This is a genomic window from Elioraea thermophila (ex Habib et al. 2022) (genome assembly GCF_003336755.1).
GTDB classification, from domain to species: Bacteria; Pseudomonadota; Alphaproteobacteria; order Acetobacterales; family Acetobacteraceae; genus Elioraea; species Elioraea thermophila.
In genome coordinates, this window is record NZ_KZ851832.1 from 1 (window position 1) to 20,918 (window position 20,918).

20 protein-coding genes and 1 pseudogene are annotated in these 20,918 nt (G+C 71.1%); 8 read left to right on the plus strand and 13 right to left on the minus strand.

The features are described 5' to 3' along the window. The 12 genes and pseudogenes from DWB05_RS01335 to DWB05_RS14960 form a co-directional block, all read right to left on the minus strand. On the minus strand, positions 1-2,415 hold a 2,415-nt coding region (locus DWB05_RS01335; protein ID WP_114374266.1), incomplete at its 3' end, for an AsmA family protein. Between the two features lie 51 nt (positions 2,416-2,466). After that, complete coding sequence (locus tag DWB05_RS01340; protein WP_114374268.1) at positions 2,467-3,456, minus strand: RluA family pseudouridine synthase; 990 nt, start codon at positions 3,454-3,456, stop codon at positions 2,467-2,469. Further along, positions 3,453-3,839 (minus strand): fluoride efflux transporter FluC, encoded by a 387-nt coding sequence (locus DWB05_RS01345; protein ID WP_198669024.1) that lies wholly within the window; start codon positions 3,837-3,839, stop codon positions 3,453-3,455. The genes DWB05_RS01340 and DWB05_RS01345 overlap by 4 nt, the downstream gene beginning before the upstream one ends. Further along, positions 3,836-5,170, minus strand: coding sequence for a replication-associated recombination protein A (locus DWB05_RS01350; protein WP_232818348.1), 1,335 nt, complete (start codon positions 5,168-5,170; stop codon positions 3,836-3,838). The genes DWB05_RS01345 and DWB05_RS01350 overlap by 4 nt, the downstream gene beginning before the upstream one ends. Beyond that, the gene (locus tag DWB05_RS01355; protein ID WP_114374272.1) at positions 5,160-6,620 is read right to left on the minus strand and encodes a DegQ family serine endoprotease; all 1,461 of its coding nucleotides are present in this window, start codon (positions 6,618-6,620) and stop codon (positions 5,160-5,162) included. Before DWB05_RS01355 ends, DWB05_RS01350 begins: the two co-directional genes overlap by 11 nt. Positions 6,621-6,673: 53 nt before the next feature. Beyond that, positions 6,674-7,741, minus strand: a complete 1,068-nt coding sequence (locus tag DWB05_RS01360) for a PAS domain-containing protein (RefSeq protein WP_157967026.1) — start codon at positions 7,739-7,741, stop codon at positions 6,674-6,676. An 86-nt stretch (positions 7,742-7,827) separates the two neighbouring features. Continuing rightward, on the minus strand, positions 7,828-8,871 hold the full coding sequence (locus tag DWB05_RS01365) for a C-terminal binding protein (RefSeq protein WP_114374275.1): 1,044 nt from the start codon (positions 8,869-8,871) through the stop codon (positions 7,828-7,830). Positions 8,872-8,968: 97 nt separating this feature from the next. Next, a complete protein-coding gene (locus tag DWB05_RS01370) occupies positions 8,969-9,856 on the minus strand; it encodes a carbohydrate ABC transporter permease (protein WP_114374277.1) in 888 nt (295 codons plus the stop codon). Between the two features lie 39 nt (positions 9,857-9,895). Further along, a complete protein-coding gene (locus DWB05_RS01375) occupies positions 9,896-10,855 on the minus strand; it encodes a carbohydrate ABC transporter permease (protein ID WP_114374279.1) in 960 nt (319 codons plus the stop codon). Positions 10,856-10,913: 58 nt separating this feature from the next. Continuing rightward, entirely contained in the window at positions 10,914-12,248 is a 1,335-nt protein-coding gene (locus DWB05_RS01380) for an ABC transporter substrate-binding protein (RefSeq protein ID WP_114374281.1), read from the minus strand. Between the two features lie 59 nt (positions 12,249-12,307). After that, a partial coding sequence (locus DWB05_RS14955; protein ID WP_232818349.1) for a TOBE domain-containing protein occupies positions 12,308-12,666 on the minus strand: 359 nt, incomplete at its 5' end. A gap of 1 nt (position 12,667) precedes the next feature. Next, positions 12,668-13,327: pseudogene (locus tag DWB05_RS14960) on the minus strand (ABC transporter ATP-binding protein); the annotation flags it as partial. A gap of 213 nt (positions 13,328-13,540) precedes the next feature. On the opposite strand from DWB05_RS14960, the gene DWB05_RS01390 reads away from it, so the two are divergent. From DWB05_RS01390 to DWB05_RS01405, 4 genes are all read left to right on the plus strand, one after another. Continuing rightward, positions 13,541-14,338, plus strand: coding sequence for an ABC transporter permease (locus DWB05_RS01390; protein ID WP_114374285.1), 798 nt, complete (start codon positions 13,541-13,543; stop codon positions 14,336-14,338). A gap of 69 nt (positions 14,339-14,407) precedes the next feature. Then, positions 14,408-15,100: a lipid-binding SYLF domain-containing protein gene (locus DWB05_RS01395; RefSeq protein ID WP_114374287.1), complete on the plus strand. Its 693-nt coding sequence runs from the start codon at positions 14,408-14,410 to the stop codon at positions 15,098-15,100. 5 nt (positions 15,101-15,105) lie between these two features. Continuing rightward, on the plus strand, positions 15,106-15,621 hold the full coding sequence (locus DWB05_RS01400) for a YcgN family cysteine cluster protein (RefSeq protein WP_114374289.1): 516 nt from the start codon (positions 15,106-15,108) through the stop codon (positions 15,619-15,621). A 70-nt stretch (positions 15,622-15,691) separates the two neighbouring features. Further along, positions 15,692-16,624, plus strand: a complete 933-nt coding sequence (locus DWB05_RS01405) for a dihydrodipicolinate synthase family protein (protein WP_114374291.1) — start codon at positions 15,692-15,694, stop codon at positions 16,622-16,624. Between the two features lie 15 nt (positions 16,625-16,639). Here the strand turns inward: DWB05_RS01405 and DWB05_RS01410 are convergent, their stop codons facing one another. After that, positions 16,640-16,966, minus strand: coding sequence for a DMT family transporter (locus DWB05_RS01410; protein WP_114374293.1), 327 nt, complete (start codon positions 16,964-16,966; stop codon positions 16,640-16,642). A 190-nt stretch (positions 16,967-17,156) separates the two neighbouring features. Between DWB05_RS01410 and DWB05_RS01415 the strand changes: the two genes are divergently transcribed. The 4 genes from DWB05_RS01415 to phnD all read left to right on the plus strand — a co-directional run bounded on the left by DWB05_RS01415 (position 17,157) and on the right by phnD (position 20,893). After that, positions 17,157-17,921, plus strand: coding sequence for a metal ABC transporter ATP-binding protein (locus DWB05_RS01415; protein WP_114374295.1), 765 nt, complete (start codon positions 17,157-17,159; stop codon positions 17,919-17,921). Positions 17,922-17,955: 34 nt separating this feature from the next. Continuing rightward, complete coding sequence (locus DWB05_RS01420; RefSeq protein WP_114374297.1) at positions 17,956-18,822, plus strand: metal ABC transporter permease; 867 nt, start codon at positions 17,956-17,958, stop codon at positions 18,820-18,822. 20 nt (positions 18,823-18,842) lie between these two features. After that, a complete protein-coding gene (locus DWB05_RS01425) occupies positions 18,843-19,763 on the plus strand; it encodes a metal ABC transporter substrate-binding protein (RefSeq protein WP_114374299.1) in 921 nt (306 codons plus the stop codon). Positions 19,764-19,897: 134 nt separating this feature from the next. Further along, a complete protein-coding gene (gene phnD / locus DWB05_RS01430; RefSeq protein WP_114374301.1) occupies positions 19,898-20,893 on the plus strand; it encodes a phosphate/phosphite/phosphonate ABC transporter substrate-binding protein in 996 nt (331 codons plus the stop codon). Positions 20,894-20,918: the final 25 nt, after the last annotated feature.

Below are 20,918 nucleotides of genomic sequence, written 5' to 3' on the forward strand. Positions count from 1 at the left end.
CCCCGCACCGGCCGCTCCGCCACGCGCCGCGCCCACCACGCCGCCGACGATGGCGCCGAGCGGCCCCGCCGCCGCACCCGCGGTCGCCCCGGCCGCCGCCCCGGCGCCGATCTGGCCCAGGGCGCCGATCGCGCCGCGCGGATCGACGCGCACGCTCGGGTTGAGGAATGTTCCGCCGACGTTCACGGGCACGCCGATACCCCCGCCCGCAAGTTTCAGCGTCGGCGACAGGCGAAGCGCGAGCGTCTCCGGCCCAAGCGCGACCGACCCCGTGCCGGAAACCCGCACCAGGTTGGAATCGATCAGGAAGGCGCGCGCCTGGGCATTGCCGGCGGCCGCCTCGAAGCGCAGCGCCACACAGCGGATGTTGGACACGCCGTCGCGCGGCGCGTTCGGCACCAGCGCCCGCCACAGCTCTCCCGCCAGCAGGTCGATCAGCCGGTTGTCGATGTCGATGTTCACGCCCGCAAGCCCGACATGGCCGTCGAGCGTGGCGGCGATGCGGTGCGGCGTGGCGCCGCGGCCGCGCAGGTCGATGTCGAGCTCGATGTCGCCGCCGATGCGGTAGCTGCGCGCGTAAGCCGAGAGCAGGTCGCGCAGCGCGAGCGAGGGCCCCGAGAGGCGGAGCGCGACCTCGGGCTCGGGCTGCGAGCCGCCGACGACGAGCCGCGCCGTCACCGGGCCCCCCGGCAGCGTCGCCCGCAGCGGGTCGACCGCGAGATCACCATTCCGCAGACGGATCGTGCCGGCGACGTCGCGATAGGCCTTGCCGGCGAGGCGGAGATCGGCGAAGGCCAAACGGAGGTCGGCATCCGCCGCGCGCAGCGCCGCGAGCGGCAAAGGCTCGTCGGGGATCAGGCGGGCCGGTCGCGGCGCGGGGGTGGTGGGCCGCGGCGCCGGAGCGGAGGGGCGGCCCTGAGCATCCGCCTCATCCCGCGGCAGGGCGGCGAGCAGCGCATCGAGGTCGAGCAGCCGGCTCGCCAACGCCCCGGAGACGGCGGGCCTGCCCTCGACCTGCACAGCCAGCGTCCCGGTGAGCTCGCTCTCGCCGAGGCGGAGCGCGAGGTCGCGCACCGCCACGCGCTTCGCCCGGTCCGGCCCGACGATCGCGGCGGCGAGGCTCGCCTCCTTGATCGCCGGCAGAGCGGTGCCGGCGAGCGGCGAAAGGGCGGCGAGATCGGGCGCCCGCGCCTCCACCCGAAGGTCCGCGCGCGGGGCGGAAGGGAGGTCGTGCAGGGCGCCCGTCAGCGCGAGGTGCGCGGCGCCGGCCGCAAGCCTCAGCGCGACCGGCCAGGGCTTCGCCTCCGCCCCCGGAAGCAACGCGCCGAGCGGGCCGAACTCGCCCAAAACGGAGGCCGGCATGCCGTTGCGCAAGAGCTCGGCGGAGAGCCGCAGCGGCGAAGCGGCATCCGGCGCCGACACCTCGAAGGCCCGCAGCGCGAGCCCAGGAATGACGGCGGAGAGATCGGACGCCCCGGCCTTCAGGCTCAGGCTGCGGATCTCCGGCAGGCCCCGCCCGCCGTCGCGGGCCTGCAGAGAGGCCTCGACACCGCGCAGGGGCGGAAGGTCGGGAATGGCGGGCACGCCGGCGGCAAGCCGGGCGAGGTCGGGCACGCTGGCCGTCACCGCGAAGTCGTAACCCTTGGCCGCCCGTGGCTCGACGATCGTTCCCTTCACCGCAAGCCGGGCCTCGGCCACTCGAAGGGTCAGATCGATCGGAAACGGCGCGCCTGCGGTGGGGGCGAGGAGTTGCCCGACCGGCCCGGTGCCGCCGACCAGCCCGATGGCGATGCCGTCGAGCGTGGCCTCGAGATCGAGCCGGCTCGGTCGGTCCACGGGCAGCGAAGCCTCGAGGCGGGGGATGGCGAGCGTCGTGGTCCGCCCCGTCGCCCCGTCGCGGACGGTGATCGTGCCCCGCTCGATGCGCAGCCGCTCGACCGCGATGGCGGGCACCATGGCCGGCGCCTCGCCCCGCTCGTCCCTCCCGGGCGGCGCGGGCGAAGCGTCCGCGGCAGGCGCAGGGCGCAGTTCCCAATTGCCGCGACCTTCGCGGTCCGTCTCGAGCAGGATGTCGGGCTCGATCAACACGATGCGCTCGATCGCCACCTCGCCGCGCACGAGCGGCAGGAGGGCGAGTTTCACCTCGAGCGAAGCGAGCCGCGCCATTTCGGGCCGACTTCCCCAGGGAGCGTTGGCGAAACCGACATCCTCCGCGACCAGGGTGGGCTGCAGCGAGGGCTTGAGCCGGATCGGGCCGCGCAGCGCGAGCTCGCGCCCCGTCGCGTCGCGTACGGCCTGGGCGATGCGGGGCTTCTGCGCCTCGACATCGAAGGTGGCGATGACGACGGCGAGCCCCGCCGCCGCGATCAGCACAAAGGCGGCGAGCCCCAACAGCAGCCAGCGAAGGATCTTCATCCGGCGCACTCCCTTGCCGCGCCGCACCCTAGCCCGAGGGCAGTGGTGCCGTCATGGCGCACGCGCCGGTTTGATCGGGCGCGGGGCTTCGAAGCCGAGGGCCGCGAAGGTTTCCTTCATATGCGCCGGCAGCGGCGCCTCCACCACCAGCCGCCCGCCTTCGGGGTGGGCGATGGAGAGACGCCGCGCATGCAGATGCAGCATCTCGGGAAACCCGGCCAGCATCGCCGCCGGCCCGCCGTATTTCGCGTCGCCCAAGATCGGGCAGCCCAAGGCGACGCAGTGGACGCGGAGCTGGTGCGTGCGCCCCGTCAGTGGCGAGAGTTCGAGCCAGGCCGCACGCTTGCCGGCGTGATCGACCACCCGGTAGTCGGTGACGGCGCGCGCCACCTTGCCTGCCTCCTCGCCCTCGTCCTCAACCAGGGTCACACGCTCGCCGCGCGGCCCCGGCCGCTTGGCGAGCGGCGCATCGACCCTGCCCTCACGCGGCGTGGGCACCCCTACCGTCACCGCCCAGTAGGTCTTCTCGGCGTCGCGCGCACGGAAGGCGGCGGCGAGCCGCGAGGCGGCCGCCATCGTGCGGGCGAGCACGAGCACGCCCGTGGTGTCGCGATCGAGTCGATGGACGAGGCGCGGCCGCTCGTCCGAGCCGAAGCGGAGCGCATCCAGCAGGTGATCCACACTGCGGCCGATCCCCGGTCCGCCCTGCACCGGCAGGCCGAAGGGCTTGTCGAGCGCGAGCACGCTCGCATCGCGATACAGCACGCGGCCCTGCAGCTCCTTCGCCGCCCGCTCGTCGAGCAGCCGCACCTGTTTCGGCGGCCCCGCCTCGGGGTCGGGCAGCGGCGGAATGCGGATGGTCTGGCCCGGCACGAGCCGGGTTCCGGTCTCGGCCCTCTTTCCGTCGACTCGGATCTGACCGGTGCGCAAAAGCTTGGCGAGCGCGCCATGCGGAACATGCGGGAAGTGGCGGCGGAACCAGCGATCGAGCCGCAGATCGGCCTCGTCGGGGGCGACGGTGCGGGTGGTGACTCCGCTCATGCCAGGGTGCGGACGAGCGCGATGCCGCCCGCGCAGGCGAAGACGCAGGCGAGCACGGAGACGAGCGCATAGCCGAGCGCGATCAGCGGCTCGCTGCGCGAGAGGGTGACGACCTCGAGCGAGAAGGCGGAGAAGGTGGTGAAGCCGCCGAGAAAGCCGGTGATGAGGAGAGGGCGGAGGAGGCCATCCAGCCCGCTGCGGGCGAGGGATTCCGCGATCACGCCGATCAAGAATCCGCCCACCACGTTCACGCCAAGGGTGGCCCAGGCGATGTGCAGCCCGAGCCAGGAAGTGACGGCAAGGCCGGCGAGGAAGCGCGCGAGGGAGCCGACCGCGCCGCCGGCGGCGACGGCGGCGAGGGCGGCGGCCGAAACGGGCATCATGATCGCCCGCGCTTCTGCCTCAGCGCCCGCCAGTGCGCCAGACGGGCGGCGATCTCTTCCTCGCGACCACGCCCGGCGGGCCGATAGAACGCCTGAGCCTCCATCCCCTCCGGCCAGTAGTCCTGGCCCGAAAAGGCCTCCGCCGTGTCGTGGTCGTACTCGTAGCCCGCCCCGTAGCCGAGCTCCGCCATCAGCCGCGTCGGCGCGTTGCGGATGTGCAGCGGCGGCGGCAGCGAACCGGTCTCGCGTGCCGCCCGCAGCGCCGCCCCCCAGGCCCGGTAGGCGGCGTTCGATTTCGGCGCGGTGGCGCAATGGAGCACGGCCTGGGCGATGGCGAGCTCGCCTTCCGGCGAGCCGAGGCGCTCATAAGCCTCCCAGGCGGCCAGCGCGGCCGAGAGCGCCGAGGGGTCGGCGAGGCCCACATCCTCGGAGGCGAAGCGCACCACGCGGCGGGCGATGTAGCGCGGGTCCTCCCCACCCACGATCATCCGCGCGAGCCAATAGAGCGCGGCGTCGGGGTCCGAGCCGCGCATCGCCTTGTGCAGGGCGGAGATGAGGTTGAAGTGCTCCTCGCGATCGCGGTCGTAGAGGGGGGCGCGGCGCTCGAGCAGGCGCGCGAGGGCCTGGGGATCGAGCGGCGCCGTCGCTTCGGGCAAGGCGAAGAGCTGCTCGGCGAGATTGAGCAACGCCCGCGCATCGCCGTCCGCCATCGCGCGCAGACAGGCGCGGGCCTCGGCGTCGAGCGGCAGGGCACGGCCGAGCGCGGCCTCGGCCCGCGCCAGCACCGTCTCCAGGGCCGCATCGTCGAGGCGATGCAGGACCAGCACGCGGCAGCGCGAGAGCAACGCCGCGTTCAGCGCGAAGGAGGGGTTCTCGGTGGTGGCGCCGATCAGGGTCACCGTGCCGTCCTCGACCACGGGCAGGAACCCGTCCTGCTGGGCGCGGTTGAAGCGGTGGATCTCGTCGACGAAGAGGAGGGTGCGACCTCCGGCCGCGCGACGGCGGCGGGCCTCGTCGAAGGCGCGCTTGAGGTCGGCCACCCCCGAAAAGACCGCGGAGAGGGTGACGAAGGCCATCCCCGAGGCCTCGGCAAGAAGCCGGGCGATGGTGGTCTTGCCCGACCCGGGCGGGCCCCAGAGGATGAGCGAGGCGAGCGCGCAGTGCGCGAGCATGCGCGTGATCGCGCCCTCGGCGCCGAGGAGGTGGTCCTGGCCGACGACCTCGGCGAGCTTCGTCGGCCGCAGCCGTTCGGCGAGCGGGGCTGGCGGGGCGTGGCCCTTGCGGGCGGGGACGGTGGGGGGTGGGCCGAAGAGGTCGGCCTCAGCCGGCAAGGGTGGCCTCCAGGACGCGGCCCTCGCGACGGATCGCCACCCGCATCGGCCCGGCCGCGCGGTTCTGCAGCGCCGCCAGCAGGGAGGCGACATCGCGCACCTCGCGCCCGGCGACGCGCAGGATGACGTCGCCCGGCCTGAAGCCGACGCGCGCGGCCGGCGAGCCCTCGCGCACCTCGATCACCACCACCCCGGTGTCGAGCAGACCGAGGCCCAACTCGTCGGCCAGAGCGGGCGAAAGGTTGCCCACCACCGCTCCGGCCAGCGCATGGTTGCCGCGGATCAGGGTGGCGTTGCGCGGCGGCGTTTCGGGAGGGGCTTCGAGCGGCAGAGTGAGCACGACCTCCCGTCCCTGCCGGAACACGCCGAGCCTGGCCGACCCGCGCGGTTCACGCGTGGCGAGCCGGAAGCGCAGCGCCTCGGCATCCTCCACCGGCCGCCCGTCGAAGGAGACGATCACGTCGCCACGGCGAAGCCCCGCGCGCGCGCCCGGCGAATTCGGCGCGACCTCGGAGACGATGGCGCCGAGTGGCCGCGGCAGCCCCACCGCCTGCGCGATCTCGGCGGTGACACTCTCCATCCGCGCGCCGATCCAGGGCCGCGCCAGCCCCGCCCCGGTGAAGCCCGCGACCACGCGGCGGACCATGTTGGAGGGGATGGCGAAGCCGATGCCGATGGAGCCCCCCGTGCGGGAGAAGATCGCGGTGTTGATGCCGATCAGCCGCCCGTCGGTGGTGACGAGCGCGCCGCCCGAATTGCCCGGATTGATCGCGGCATCGGTCTGGATGAAGAACTTGTAGTCGGTGATGCCGACCCCGGTGCGGGCAAGGGCGGAGACGATGCCCTGTGTGACGGTCTGGCCAACGCCGAACGGGTTGCCGATGGCGAGCACGACGTCGCCGACCTCGACCTCGTCCGAATCGCGGAAGGCGAGCGCGGGCAGGCGCTCTCCCGCCACCTCGATGCGCAGCACGGCGAGATCCGTGCGCGGATCCCGCCCGAGGATGCGGGCGGGGAACTCGCGGCGGTCGGCGAGCACCACGGTGATCTCGTCGGCCTCGCCGATGACGTGGTCGTTGGTGACGATCACGCCCGAGGGATCGACGATGACGCCGGAGCCGAGCGAGGTCTGCACCTGTTCGCGCGGCGCGAAGGGCCCGTCGTCGAGGCCGAAGAAGCGGCGGAAGAACGGGTCGGCGAGCAGCGGCGGGGCGGTGCGCACCGTGCGGCGGGTGTAGATGTTGACCACCGCCGGGGCGGCGCGGCGCACCACCTCGGCATAGGAGGCGACGAGGGCGGCCTGCGTGGCGGGTGCGGCGCGGGCGGGCGCGGGAGCGGCCTGAGCGAGGACGGTGGCCGGCGCGGAGGGCGGCGCGGCCGGTTGCGAGACGGTCGCGCCGGGCGCGCAGGCGGCGAGGGCGGCGGCGAAAACGGGGCCGAGACGTCGCATGAAGGAATGATACTCCGCCCGGGCGCGACGGTCAGGCCGGGGGCAGCGGCGTCTCAGGGGGCGGGGGCGGCGACGGGGACGGTCTCCGCGGCGCCGGCCTCGGCGAGCGCGGCGTCGAGTTCGCCGGCGAGTTCGACCCGCACCTCGCGCGCGAGGCGCGACAGTTTCTCGGCATTCAGGAAGGGGTCGGCGCTTTCGAACCAGATCGCGAAGTCGCCTTCCGCCGTGCGCGCGAACACGTCGTGCGGGGAAAGCCGCCGCCTGAGCACGCACTCAGCGCGCAGGAGCAGGCGGGGGGCCTGCTCGGCCCAGGTGGGGCCGAAAGCCCGGCGAAGGGCATCGAGGCGGAGGAAGCGCAGGTCACCGGACGTGAATTCGGGTGGCAGGGCCGGGGTGTGCAGGGCGTGATCTTCGCGCAGGGTGACGAGCCGAAGCCGCGTGCCGTCGTCCTCGATCGCCACCGAGCGGAGCAGGACGGGAAGCCTTGTGCCGTCGCGGCGGAGCAGGGTGAGCGGCATGGCGTAGGCCTCGCCGGTGGCGCGCTGGGCGGCGCGGCGTATCGCCGCGTCCTTCCGGTTCTCGGGTGCCGTGAGGCGATCGACCGCGAGACCGGCGAGGTCGGCCTGCGTGTAGCCGGTGAGCGCGGCATAGGCGCGGTTGGCGACGAGGATCCGGTCATCGGGCCCGACCACGGCGGCGGCGACGTCGAGCCGGCGGAACACGTCGGCGAGCACGCGGTTGAGCCGTGCCTCCTCGCGGGCGTGGCGCTCCTCCTCGGTCACGTCGCGACCGAGGAGCAGCACCGCGGGCCCGCCGAACTCGTCGCCGAGCGGGACGACGGAGAGGGCGAGCACGACCGTCCCCCCGCCTGCCCGCGCCAGCGGCACGGTCCCGTGCCAGTCGCCGCCGGCGGCGACGGCAGCGAGGAGCGCGCTCCGGGCTGGCGAGGGTGCCTCGGCGGCGATCAGGTCCCCGATCGTCCTTTCGCCGAGGGCAGCCCTCCGCTCGCCGACCACGTCAGCCAAGGCCGCATTCGCGAAGACCACCCGCCCGTCGCGACAGCGCAGGACGGCAAGGGCGAGACGGGCACGCTCAAGGGCGCGCAGGAGGGGACGAAGCACGGCGTGACGGTCCTCCCGACACGCCATGCTCCATCACCCGCCGTTAACAAGGGGTTTCGCCTGCGTGCGCGACCTGGCGCGCCCCTTCAGCTGTTGGGCCCACGGTCCATCGCGAAGGGCTGCCAGCGCTTCAGCCCCGAGGCCGGCAGCACGGTCGGGTTGACGCAGGACATCGGCCAGCGCCCCGTCAGCACGAGCGCGATCTCCTGCCCGACCCGGCGCTTGCGCGCGGGGTCGAAGCGGGAGGAGGCGGAGGCGTTGTGCGGCGAGAGGATGACATTGGTCATCTTCAAAAGCGGATTGTCCGGCCGCGGCGGTTCGACCTCCAGCACATCCAGCCCCGCACCGGCGATGCGGCCCTCCTCGAGCGCGCGGATCAGCGCCGCCTCGTCGACGGTGGGGCCCCGGCCGGTGTTGAGGAAGATCGCGGTGGGCTTCATCAGCGCGAAGTGCCGATCCGTCAGCATCTTGCGCGTGTACGGCGTGTCCGGCGCATGCATGGAAACGAAATCGGACTGCGACAACACCTCCTCGAGGGTCGCCGGCAACACGCCGTAGTCCGACATCACGAGCTCCTCGACGAAGGGATCGTAGGCCATCATGCGCAGGCCGAAGGGTGCTGCGCGCTTCGCCACCTGGCGCGCCACACGGCCGAAGGAGATGAAGCCCAAGGTGAGACCCATCAGGCGCGGGATCTTCAACAGCGCCGGCCTGCCCTCGGCCCAACGGCCTTCGCGCACCATGCGGTCCTGCTCGATGCAGCGGCGATGGGTGGCCAGCAGCAGCATCATCGCATGATCCGCCACCTCCTCGATGAAGGTGTCCGGGCAGTTGGTGACCGGAATGCCCTTCTCGGTCGCCGCCGCGACGTCGACCTGATCCACCCCCACCGAACCCAGCGCGATGATGCGACACTTCGTCAGCGCCTCGATCATGCGGCGGGTGAAGCGCATCCCCTTGGCGTAGACGGCATCCGCCTCCGGGGCACGCGCGATGAAGGCTTCCTCGGTCGGCTCGACCTCGACGATCGCGACATCGAGGTCGCGCAGGGCCTCCATTTCGTAGTCGTAGCCCCCGCCCTGGGTGGTGAAGGAGGCGGCGGCGGGGGTGAGCACGGTGAAGCGGGCCACGAGAGATCCTCTCCCAAACGGTTCGTTCCTTTTGCGCAGCGGTAGCCGCAGCACAGGGGCGGACCTTGGCCCGCCCCCAGCGTCGCCGCAAGAGGGGCTACTCCTTCACCGCTCCCGTGAGCGAGGAGACGTAGTAGTCGACGAAGAAGGAGTAGAACACCGCGACGGGGAGCGAGCCGAGCAGAGCCCCGGCCATCAGCGCGCCCCACTGGTAGACGTCGCCGGTGACAAGCTCGGTCAGGATGGCGACCGGCACGGTCTTCTTTTCGGACGAGTTGATGAAGGCGAGAGCGTAGATGAACTCGTTCCAGGACAGGGTGAACGAGAAGATGCCGGCGCTGATCAGGCCCGGCAGGGCGAGCGGCAGGGTGATCTTGGTCAGGATCTGCAGCCGGGTCGCGCCGTCGATCAGCGCGCACTCCTCGAGCTCGTACGGGATCGACTTGAAATAGCCGATGAGCAGCCAAGTGCAGAACGGCACCAGGAAGGTCGGATAGGTGAGGATGAGGGCGAAGGGGGAGTCGAACAGCCCGAGCCTGAACACCATCGTCGCGAGGGGGATAAACAGGATCGACGGCGGAACGAGATAGGCGAGGTAGATGGCAAGCCCAACGTACTGGCTGCCGCGGAAGCGCAGCCGCTGGATGGCGTAAGCCGCGAGCGTGGAAGCGAAGAGCGACAGGAAGGTCGCCCCCACCGCGACGCCCATCGTCGTCATCAGCCACGACGGATAGGCCGTGTTGAACAGCAGGTGGCGGATGTGCTCCAGCGTGGGCGAGGCGATCCAGAGCGGGTTGTACTCCTGCATGTTGTAGAGCTCGGCGTTCGGTTTGAACGCGGTCAGCGTCATCCAGTAGAAGGGAAAGAGCAGGATGACGATGAAGCAGGCGAGCGGGAGATAGAGGAGAACGAGCCGGCGCGTCCGCGTCTCCCAGGCGAGCGCTTCTGGCACGTTCGTCTCGGGGCGCGGCTCAGCATGCATCATGGGCGGACCATCCAAGACGTTTGCGCGACACAGACAGCATCAGTCGTTGCTCTCCCCCTGCTGCCATTTCCGGCGCGCGAGCGCGAAGTAGGAAAAAAGGGTGGCGAAGACGAGGAATGGAATCATCGACACCGCGATCGCCGCCCCTTCAGCCAGCTGCCCGCCGGGAATGCCGCGCTGAAATGCAAGCGTGGCCATCAGGTGGGTGGCGTTCACCGGCCCGCCGCGCGTGATCGCGTAGACGAGCTGGAAATCGGTGAAGGTGAAGATGATCGAGAACGTCATCACGATGGCGAGGATCGGCATCAGCAGCGGCACCGTGATGTAGCGGAAGCGCTGCCAGGCGGTCGCGCCGTCGATCAGCGCCGCCTCGTAGAGCGACGGTGAGATGGTCTGCAGGCCGGCGAGCAGCGTGATCGCGACGAAGGGAATCCCGCGCCAGATGTTCGCCGCGATCAGCGAAAACCGCGCTGCCCACGGATCGCCGAGAAAGTCGAAGTAGCGGTCGCGCAGGCCGAGGATGTCCACCCACAGATACGAGATGATCGAGAACTGGGTGTCGAAGATCCACCAGAAGGCGATGGCGGAAAGAACGGTCGGCACGATCCAGGGCAAGAGAATCACCGCCCGGATGATGCGTTTCATCGGCAGGTGCTGATTGAGCAGCAGCGCAAGCCAGAGACCGAGGCCGAACTTGCCCACCGTGGCCAACGCAGTGAAGAAGACGGAGAAGAACACCGCATTCCAGAAGATCGGGTCCTCGAACAACCACTCGAAGTTCTCGAACCCCACCCACCGCCCCGGGCGGCCGATGGTGGCGTCGGTAAAAGCCAGCCACACGCCAAGCCCGAGGGGATAGGTGAGGAAGACGGTCAGCAGGCCCACCGCGGGCAGGAGGCAGACGACGATCAGGAACGGTTTCGAATCGAACAGCTTCGCAAGCCACGAGGGTTCGAGCCGGGCCCGGGTCCAATGAGCGGCCGTCGTCGTCGCGTCCATCGCCTCACCCGCAGCAAGGACAGGCGGCAGGAACGGTATCCCGCCGCCCTCTCGGCTTTCAGCGGAAGATCCGACGCGCCCGGCGCTCCGCCTCGCGCACGGCGGCTTCCGGCGTCGCCTGACCCGAGGCGACGGAGGCGTACATCTGCACGAGCACGTATTCCGACGCCGCCGTGCCGGTCGCCGCCGTGATCGGGCCCTTGTAGCCGGACCAGTAACGGTGGTTGAGCCCGGTCCGGTACACCTTCAGCTTCGGGTCGCTGTCCCAGACGGCGGAGGCGTCGTAGGCGGCGAGCGGGTGCGACCAGTAGCCGAGACACCCCGTCAGCCAGGGGTTGTACTGTTCCGCCTCCATCATGAACGCGAGGAAGGCCTTCGCCGCATTCGGGAAGCGACAGGAGCGGAAGATCATCGCATTGATGATCAACGCCGACTGCGGCGCGTGCGGTGCAAGCCCACGGGGCAGTTCGGCGTGATCGGTGTCCTCCGCAATGGCGCGCGTGCGCGGGTCGTTCTTCAGCGCGTAGTAGAGCGAGACGCCGTTCGAGGTGAGCCAGCACTCCTCCGCCGCATAGGCGCGGTTGTTGGACGGGTCGAGCCAGGACAGCGTTCCCGGAACGAATGTGGGATAGAGGCGACGCAGATATTCGAGCGCGGCAAGCGTCGCCGGCTGGTTGATGGCGACGCGCCCCTCCTCGTCGGTGAGGAACGAGTTGTGCGACCAGGTGAGCCAGTTGGCGGTGGCGTTGCCGTCGCCCACCGCGTTGCCGAGCGCGAAGCCCGCCGGCTTGTTGATCTCGCGCAACCGTCGGCACAAGGTGAGGAACTGCTCGAGATCGTTCGGGATCTCGCTGAACCCCGCCTCGCGCACGGCGGAGATGCGGTACACGACTGGGCCGGTCGAGCCACCGAACGGGATGGAGATCCAGCTGTTCGAGCCGTGACGCTTGCCGTACTTCTCGGCCAGGAAGAGCCAGCCGCCGTACTTCGTCCCGAGATACTCGGCGACGTCGGAAAGATCGATCAGCTTGTCGGCGTAGATGTGAGGGTCGTCGGACCAGCCGAGCACGACTTCAGGCCCGGCGCCGGTGTTGGCGAGCACGGCGGTCTGCGGGCGAATGTCCTCCCAGCCGACGAAATCCACGCGCACCGGCACATTGAAGGTGCGGGAGAATTTCTCGGCGTTCTCGCGGAACAGGACCTCATCGGGCTCGACGAAACGCACGGGGCGGATGACGCGCAAGGACGCGCCGGATTCGATCGGCCAGTTCGGACGCTGCGCCGGCCGCGTCGGAATGGCCTGCGCGCGCGCTTCCTCGATCAGGCCCCAGGCGGCGGCAGTGGCGGCGGCACCGAGCTTCAGCGTGCCGCGGCGTGTGATGAGCGTGGTCATCGGACGTTTCTCCCTGTTTCGTTGGCGTAGTCTTCTGCGGCCCTTCCCATGGGGTGCCGTCAGTGCAGTCGCCGCCCCGTGGAGCGGTCGAACAGGTGGATCAGCGCCGGGTCGGGGGCCACGGGCAGGATGTCGCCGGGCCGCGCCGCGATCCGTTCGCGGAAGGCGCCGATCAGCGGCGTGGCGCCGACGCGCAGCACCACCTGGGTCTCCGATCCCGTCGGCTCGACCACCTGCACCGCGGCCCGGATCCCGTCGGGATCGAGGCGGAGATGTTCCGGCCGAATGCCGTAGATGGCCTCGCCGCGGTGGCGCGCGGCACCGTTCGCCGGCGCCGGCCACAGCGTGCCGTCCCCGGCACGGAACCCGCTCTCCTCCATCCGCCCTTCGATCAGGTTCATCGCCGGCGAGCCGATGANTTCGAGCGGCGGTCCCGCCTGTTCGACATGACCATGGTTCATCACCACGATCTTGTCCGCCATCGTCATCGCCTCGATCTGGTCGTGCGTGACGTAGACCGTGGTGGTGCCGAGCCGCTGATGCAGGTCCTTGATCTCGGTGCGCATCTGCACGCGCAGCTTGGCGTCGAGGTTCGACAGCGGCTCATCGAACAGGAACACCTGCGGATTGCGCACGATGGCCCGTCCCATCGCCACACGCTGGCGCTGCCCGCCGGAGAGCTGGCGCGGGTAGCGGTGAAGCAGCGCCTCGAGGCCGAGGATGCGCGCCGCCCGCCGCACCTCCTCCTCGATCACCGCGCGCGGCGCCTTCGCGAGCTTGAGCGAGAAGGCCATGTTGTCGAACACGGTCATGTGCGGGTAGAGCGCGTAGTTCTGGAACACCATCGCAACATCGCGATCCTTCGGCGCCACCGTGTTCACCGCACGCCCACCGATCAGGATCTCGCCGGAGGTGATGTTCTCGAGCCCCGCGATCATACGCAGCAGCGTGGATTTGCCGCAGCCAGAGGGCCCGACCAGGACGACGAAGGCACCATCCGGGATCTCGATGGAGACGCCGTGCAGCACCTCGGTCGAGCCGAACCGTTTGCGCACCTCCCGAATGTCGACGGACGCCATGATCGCGCGGTCTCGACCCAGACGTTTCTCCCCTTCGCGGCTCCTTGGCCGCTCGTGCGCATCATGACGCAATCGCGCACGCGGCGCGAGAGCCGTTTGCGGCGGGTGCAGGCCGGCCGGCGGGGCCTGCCCGGGAACGGGCGCCGTTCGCACCAACGTCACTGGCGTTCGTCGCCGCTTTCCCTTCCTCGAGCAGCACCCTAGAAGCGCGCCATGCCGCCAGCCCTCCGTCGCATTTGGGCGATCGTCTATCGCCACCTCGCCCTCTATCGCCGCTCCTGGCCGAGGCTGGTCGAGCTCGCCTATTGGCCGATCCTGCAGATGGCGATCTGGGGGTTCGTCTCCGTCCACCTCGCCTCGGCGGCCGGCTGGGCGGCGGCGGCAGCGGGCGTGCTGATCGGCGCCGTGCTGTTGTGGGAGGTGTGCCTCCGTTCCCAGATGGGCTTCGCCATTTCCTTCCTCGAGGAGGTGTGGTCGCGCAACCTGGGCAACCTGTTCGTCTCGCCCATTCGTCCACACGAGCTCGTCGCTGCCCTGGTCGCGATGAGCATGCTGCGCATGCTGGCCGGTGTCGGGCCGGCCATCCTGCTCGCTTTCCTTTTCTATCGGTTCGACATCCTCACCATCGGTCCAGCACTCCCGCTCTTCTTCGCCAACCTGATGGCGATGGGCTGGGCGGTGGCGCTGGGGGTGACGGCGATGGTGCTGCGCTACGGGGCAGGGGCAGAGGCGCTCGCTTGGTCGGTCCTGTTCGGGCTCGCACCCCTCTCGGCCGTGTTCTACCCGGTCTCCACCCTGCCCGCCTGGTTGCAACCGGTCTCGCTCGCCATTCCCGCCACCCACGTCTTTGAGGGGATGCGGGCGAGCCTGCTCGAGCAGCGCTTTGATGTCGGCCACCTGCTGGCCGCCATGGCGCTGAATGCCCTCTGGCTGGCGGCGGCGGCCGCCTTGTTCGCGGCCGTATTCCGGGTCGCGCGGCGACGGGGATTGCTGCTCAACGTCGGCGAGTGACGGCACCCCTGGGCGCCTGTGCTAGGGTTGCGCCGCGATTCTCGCCGCGCCGTTCGGAGGACCGACCCGATGCGCCAAGCCCTCTCGCGCCGTTCCCTTGCCGTACTCGTGCTCAGCTCCCCCTTCGCCCTCGCCGGGGCCGCGCGCGCCCAGGCCGACCAGCAGGCGCTGGTCGATCGCGCCACGCTCACCGTCAATGAACTGCTCGGCGGCCAGCACGGCGAGGATTCGCGCCGTGTGCTGCGCCGCGCCCGCGCGGTGCTGATCTTCCCGCGCGTCTTCCGCGGCGGCTTCATCATCGGCGGCGAAGGGGGCTCGGGCGTGCTGCTCGCGCGCGACGCCGCGGGGTCCTGGTCGAGCCCCGCCTTCTACGGCCTGGGCGGCGCCTCCTTCGGCCTGCAGATCGGCATCCAGGATGCGCAGGTGATCGTCTTCATCATGAGCGACCGCGCCTTGCGCGCGGTGCTGCAGAGCCAATTCAAGTTCGGCGCCGACGCCTCGCTCGCGGTGGCCACCATCGGCGCCGGCATCGCCGGCGGCACCACCGCCGCGATGAACGCCGACTTCGTGGCGATCTCCCGCGCCCGCGGCCTCTATGCCGGCATCTCGCTCGAGGGCTCGATCCTCGCCCGCCGCAACGACGACAACGAGGCCTATTACGGCCGCCCGGTCAGCGCCGAGCAGATCGTGCTGACGATGGAGGCGCACAACCCGGGCGCCGATAACCTGCGCGCCGCGCTGATCCGCTGGAGCACCGAGTAGGCGGCGTGAGCGACGAGGCCATACCCTGGTGGAACGCCAAACCGCTCGAGGCGCTCTCGCCCGAGGAATGGGAGCTGCTCTGCGACGGCTGCGGGCGCTGTTGTCTGCACAAGTTGCGCGACCCGGACGACGGCTCCTTGGCCTTCACCGCGGTCGCCTGCCGCCTGCTCGATTCCGAAACGATCCGCTGCCGCGACTATGCCCGCCGCCACGCGCGCGTGCCCGACTGCGTGCGGCTCACGCCGCAGGTGGTGCGCGAGGCCGACTGGCTTCCCCCCACCTGCGCCTACCGGCTGCGCGCCGAGGGCAAGGCCCTGCCGTGGTGGCATCCGCTGGTCTCGGGCGATCCGGCGTCCGTCGTCAGGGCGGGGGTTTCGGTCCGTGGCCGGATCGTTCCCGAACGCGAGGCCGAGGCGCTCGAGGACCACGTCGTCGCCTGGCCCGGCCGCTGGCCGAAGGCGGCGAAGCGGACGGAGGGTGCGGCACGGGTGGTCCTCCGACGCCGCGCCAGCTCGGTCTGACTGGCGTCTCGACCAGCCCTCCCTTGCCGAAGCGCCGTCCTTCCGCTCCCATCGGTGGAGGAAGACCGCCATGCCGATGAAACCGCTCTACGCCGGCGTCAATGCCGCCACCCTCACCCCGCTGTGCGACGACCTCGCCCCCGACATCCCGCGCCTCGTCGCGCGCTGCCGCCACCTGCTCGCCGCGGGCTGCGACGGGCTTGGCGTGCTCGGCACCACCGGGGAGGCGACGAGCTTCTCCGTCGCCGAGCGCCTTGCGGTGATGGAAGGCCTAGTCGCCGCCGGCATCCCGCCCGAACGGCTGCTGCCCGGCACCGGCTGTGCGGCATTGACCGACACGGTCGCGCTCACCAAGGCGGCGCGCACGCTCGGCATTCCGGGCGTGCTCGTGCTGCCGCCGTTCTATTACAAGAATGTCCCGGATGACGGCCTGTTCGCTGCCTACGCCGCGCTGATCGAGCAGACGAAGGGCGAGGTCGCGATCTACCTCTACAACTTCCCGCAGATGACGGGCCTGCCGCTGTCGCTCCCGCTGATCGAGCGTCTGTTGCGCGCCTTTCCCGGCGTGGTGCGCGGGATCAAGGACTCTTCGGGCGATTTCGCCAACATGCGGGCGATGATCGCGGCCTTCGGGGCGGAGGGGTTCGAGGTCTACTCCGGGTCGGACGAGTTCCTGCTCGCGATCCTGCGCGAGGGTGGCGCGGGCTGCATCACCGCCTGCGCCAACGTCGCCTCCGCCGCCTCGGCGCGGGTGCTGGGCGGCTTCCGAGCCGGCGACGACTCGGCAGCGGAACGGGCGCAGGCCGTGCTCACCGCCGCCCGGCGCGCCTGCACCACCGTGCCGTTGATCGCCGGCCTGAAAGCCCTCGTTGCGCGCGAGACGGGCGATGAGGCGTGGGAACGGCTTCGCCCCCCCCTCACCCCGCTCGGCGCGGCCGACCGCGCCCGGCTGTTCGCCGCCTTCGACGCCGCGGGACTGCGCGAACTCGCCGCCGCAGCCTGAGGCGCTCGAGCGCGTTCAGCCCATCGCGCGCGAGAACAGGTTGATCACCAGCACGCCGGCGACGATCAGCCCGATCCCGGCCAGCGCCGCTCCGTCCAGCACTTGGCCGAACACGAAGCGCCCGATCAGCGTGATGGCGACGATCCCCACCCCCGACCAGATGGCGTAGGCGACGCCGACAGGGATCGTCTTCAGCACCACCGCCAACGCCCAGAAGCTGAGGCCGTAGCCGACGAGAGCGGCCAGGGCGAAGCCGGGGCGGGAAAACCCTTGCGATGCCTTCAGGGCCGACGTCGCCAGGACCTCGGACAGGATGGCGAGGGCGAGCAGGAGTTTGGCCACCGAAGACCTCCGCGCAGCGTGATGGACCTCTTCCTGCCACGGCCGCGACCGGGCGTGGACCCGGTCGGTATGCGATGTTATAAAGTAACATCATGTCGCCGCTGTCCCTCTCCGCCGGCGTGCTCGCCCGGCTCGTCGCCCTCCTCCCCCTGTTGGCCCTGCTCTGGGCCCTGGTTGCCTGGGCCTTGGCATGACCCCGCCGCCGCTCGTGCTCGACAACGTCACCGTCGCCTACGCGCGCCACCCGGCGGTGCATCACCTGTCCGGCCGGTTCGCGCCCGGCAGCATGACGGCCGTGGTGGGGCCGAACGGTGCGGGCAAGACGACGTTCTTGCGGACGCTCGTCGGGGAGCTGCAACCCGAGAGCGGCCGGATCGACCGCGGCGGGCTCGCTCCCGGCGCGATCGGCTACCTGCCCCAGGCGGCCGCCCTCGACCGCTCCTTCCCCCTTCCTTGCGCCGAGGTGGCGGCGATGGGGATGTGGGCGGCGGCGGGCCCGTTCCGTGCCCTGTCGCCCGCGGAACGCGCGCGCATCGAGGAGGCGCTCTCCGCCGTCGGCCTGCGCGGCTTCGCCGCCCGCCCGATCGCCACCCTCTCCGCCGGTCAGTTCCAGCGCCTGCTGTTCGCGCGGCTGCTCCTGCAGGACGCGCCGGTCCTGCTGCTGGATGAGCCCTTCACCGCGATCGACAGCCGCACCACCGCCGACCTCCTGCGGGTGCTCCGGCGCTGGCACGGCGAGGGCCGCACGATCGTCGCCGTGCTGCACGACCTCGAGCTCGTGCGCGCCGAGTTCCCGGACACGCTCCTGCTTGCGCGCGAGGTGATCGCCTGGGGTCGGACGCCGGAGGCGCTGACGGCGGAGAACCTGTTCCGCGCGCGACTGATGGCGGAGGCCTGGGACGAGACGGCCGAGCCCTGTCGCCAGGACGAGGCCCCGCGGCGCCGCGCGGCGTGAGGCGGACCGACAGCGGCCAACGGATGCCGGCGCGATGATGATGGGCCTGATCGAGCCCTTTCTCGAGTTCTCCTTCCTCCGCCGCGCCCTCGCCGGGGGGATCGCCCTCGCCCTCTCCGCCCCGCCCCTGGGTGTGTTCCTTGTGCAGCGTCGGCTGAGCCTGATCGGCGATGCGCTGGGCCATGCCATCCTGCCCGGCGTCGCGCTGGGGGCCGCGCTGTTCGGCCTCTCGCTGGCCGCGATGAGTGGAGGCGGGCTGCTTGCGGGGCTTGTCGTCATGCTCGCCGCCGGGCTCGCCGCACGCGGGGGCGCGCTGCGTGAGGACGCCTCGCTCGCCGGCTTCTACCTCGTCTCCCTCGCCCTCGGCGTCGCGATCGTCTCCTGGGGCCCGGCCCAGCTCGACCTGCTCGAGCTGCTGTTCGGCTCGGTGCTGGCGGTGGACGACGCCGCCCTCTTGCTGATGGCGGGTACCGCCACGGTCACGCTCGTTTCGCTCGCCATGATCTGGCGGCCGCTGGTGATCGAGACCTTCGATGCGGGCTTCCTGCGCGCCCAAGGCGGACGCGGCGCGCTCTGGCATCTCTGGTTCCTCGCCCTGGTCGTGCTGAACCTGGTCGCCGCCTTCCAGGCCTTGGGGACCCTGATGGCGGTCGGGCTGATGATGCTGCCCGCCGTCGCCGCCCGCTTCGTCTCGCCCACGCTGTCCGGCCAAGTCGTGGCCTCGGTCGGCATCGCGGTGCTCGCCGTGCTCGGGGGGCTGATCGTTTCCGTCCGGGCCGACGTGCCGACCGGCCCCGCCATCGTGCTCTGCGCCGGCGCGCTCTGGCTCGCCCTGCTGCTCGCCGGGCCCGAGGCCTCGGTCCTCGCGCGCAGCCTGCGCCGCCCGCATCTCGCCCGCTGATGTCGCACGGAGACACGCCCATGCTCGCTCGACGTTCGCTTCTCTTCGCCGCCCCCGCCCTGCTCGCCTTCCCCGCGCGCAGTGCCGACCCCCTGCCGGTCCTCGCCACCTTCTCCATCCTCGCCGATTTCGCGCGCGAGGTCGGCGGTGATCGGATCCGGGTCGAGGCGCTGGTCGGACCGGGGCAGGACGCCCACACCTTCAATCCGGCGCCGGGCGAGGCGCAGCGCGTGGCCCGAGCGCGCGTGATCGTCGTCAACGGGCTCGGCTTCGACGCCTGGATGGATCGGCTGGCTCGGGCGGCAAATTTCCGCGGCACGCGGATCGTCGCCTCCGAGGGCATCCGCACGCTGAAGGCCCGTCACCACCATCACCATGGGCACGACCACGGCCATCATCACCACCATCACGGCGACGCCGATCCGCACATCTGGCAGGACCCGAAGCGGGCCCAGGTGATGGTGCGGCGCATCGCCGCGGGCCTCTCCGCCGCCGACCCGGCCGGGCGCGCCACCTACGAGGCGAACGCCGCGCGCTACAACGAACGCCTGGAAGCCCTGCACGCCTGGGTCGAGGCGCAGTTCCGGAGCATCCCGCGCGAGGCCCGCCGCGTGGTCACCAGCCACGACGCCTTCGCCTACTACGGTGAGCGCTACGGCGTGACGTTCCTCGCGCCGCAGGGCGTCACCACCCGCGCCGAACCCTCCGCCCGCGAGGTGGCGCAACTCGTGCAGCAGATCCGGCGCGAGCGCATCCGCGCCATCTTCCTCGAGGACATGGCGAACCCGCGCCTGATCGAGCAGGTGGCGCGCGAGGCCGGGGTGCGCGTCGGCGGCACCCTCTATTCCGATGCCCTGTCGCCGCCCGACGGGCCTGCCCCCACCTACGAGGCGATGATCCGCCACAACACGCGGATGCTGGCCGAGGCGCTGGCGGGCTGAGACCTGGCCCCGGGCGGCGGGGCACCTTTCCGGCTTCGTATTGTCATCGTCCCGTCATTTGTCTCATCCTCGCGCCCTCCATATGAGGCGGGCGTTGTCCAACCCCCCGCCGGGGAACTTGCCAGGAGACGACGATGACCGGACCGACCCGCCGCGCCGCCCTCGCCGCGGCCCTTTTCGCCGGCGCGTTCCTTGCGCCCCACACCGCTTCCGCGCAGGCGCAGGATTGCCCGCGCGGCGCGCTCGATGCCCGCTTCTGCGACCGCGACGGCGACATGGTGGCCGACACGCCGACCAACCCGCGCGAACTCGTCGATCCCCGCGTCCTGATCTTCGCCTACACGCCGGTCGAAGATCCTGCCGTCTATCGCCGCGTGTGGGCCGAGTTCCTCGACCATCTCGCGCGCGTCACCGGGCGCCAGGTGCAGTTCTTCCCCGTGCAGTCCAACGCCGCGCAGATCGAGGCGATGCGGGCGGGCCGGCTGCACGTTGCCGGCTTCAACACCGGCTCCACCCCGCTCGCCGTCAACTGCGCGGGCTTCGTGCCCTTCGCCATGATGGCCTCGAAGGAGGACGGGGCCTACGGCTACGAGATGGAGATCATCGTCCGCGCCGATTCCCCGATCCAGCGCGTGGAGGATTTGCGCGGGCGCAACGTCGCCTTCACGGCGCAGACCTCCAACTCCGGCTACAAGTACCCCTCCTGGCTGCTCGCCGAGAAGTTCGGCCTGCGCGAGGGCCAGGACTTCCGCACCGCCTTCTCGGGCCGGCACGACAACTCGATCATCGGTGTGGCCAACCGCGACTACGACGCAGCACCGATCGCCAACTCCGTGCTCAACCGCATGATCGAGCGCAACGTGGTGCGGCGCGACCAGTTCCGCTCCATCTACAAGAGCGAGCGCTTCCCCACCACCGCCTACGGACACGTGTTCAACCTGCACCCGGATCTGGCGGCGAAGGTGCGCGAGGCGTTCTTCTCGTTCAACTGGGAGGGCACGGCCCTCCTGCAGGAGTTCGGCAACGCGCAGCCGCCGCAGAACTCCTTCATCCCGATCACCTACAAGGAGCACTGGGCGGTGATCCGCGACGTCGACCGTGCGTCCGGCGTCACCTACACCTGCCGCTGAGGGCGAGCGTGACGTGACTCGGTCG

Bases quoted from the DNA above. Each gene is read 5' to 3' on its own strand.
- DWB05_RS01340 (WP_114374268.1), bottom strand. From the start codon at position 3,456: ATGAGCGGAGTCACCACCCGCACCGTCGCCCCCGACGAGGCCGATCTG.
- DWB05_RS01345 (WP_198669024.1), bottom strand. From the start codon at position 3,839: ATGATGCCCGTTTCGGCCGCCGCCCTCGCCGCCGTCGCCGCCGGCGGC.
- DWB05_RS01355 (WP_114374272.1), bottom strand. From the start codon at position 6,620: ATGCGACGTCTCGGCCCCGTTTTCGCCGCCGCCCTCGCCGCCTGCGCG.
- DWB05_RS01370 (WP_114374277.1), bottom strand. From the start codon at position 9,856: ATGATGCATGCTGAGCCGCGCCCCGAGACGAACGTGCCAGAAGCGCTC.
- DWB05_RS01375 (WP_114374279.1), bottom strand. From the start codon at position 10,855: ATGGACGCGACGACGACGGCCGCTCATTGGACCCGGGCCCGGCTCGAA.
- DWB05_RS01380 (WP_114374281.1), bottom strand. From the start codon at position 12,248: ATGACCACGCTCATCACACGCCGCGGCACGCTGAAGCTCGGTGCCGCC.
- DWB05_RS01390 (WP_114374285.1), top strand. From the start codon at position 13,541: ATGCCGCCAGCCCTCCGTCGCATTTGGGCGATCGTCTATCGCCACCTC.
- DWB05_RS01395 (WP_114374287.1), top strand. From the start codon at position 14,408: ATGCGCCAAGCCCTCTCGCGCCGTTCCCTTGCCGTACTCGTGCTCAGC.
- DWB05_RS01405 (WP_114374291.1), top strand. From the start codon at position 15,692: ATGCCGATGAAACCGCTCTACGCCGGCGTCAATGCCGCCACCCTCACC.
- DWB05_RS01415 (WP_114374295.1), top strand. From the start codon at position 17,157: ATGACCCCGCCGCCGCTCGTGCTCGACAACGTCACCGTCGCCTACGCG.
- DWB05_RS01420 (WP_114374297.1), top strand. From the start codon at position 17,956: ATGATGATGGGCCTGATCGAGCCCTTTCTCGAGTTCTCCTTCCTCCGC.
- DWB05_RS01425 (WP_114374299.1), top strand. From the start codon at position 18,843: ATGCTCGCTCGACGTTCGCTTCTCTTCGCCGCCCCCGCCCTGCTCGCC.
- phnD (WP_114374301.1), top strand. From the start codon at position 19,898: ATGACCGGACCGACCCGCCGCGCCGCCCTCGCCGCGGCCCTTTTCGCC.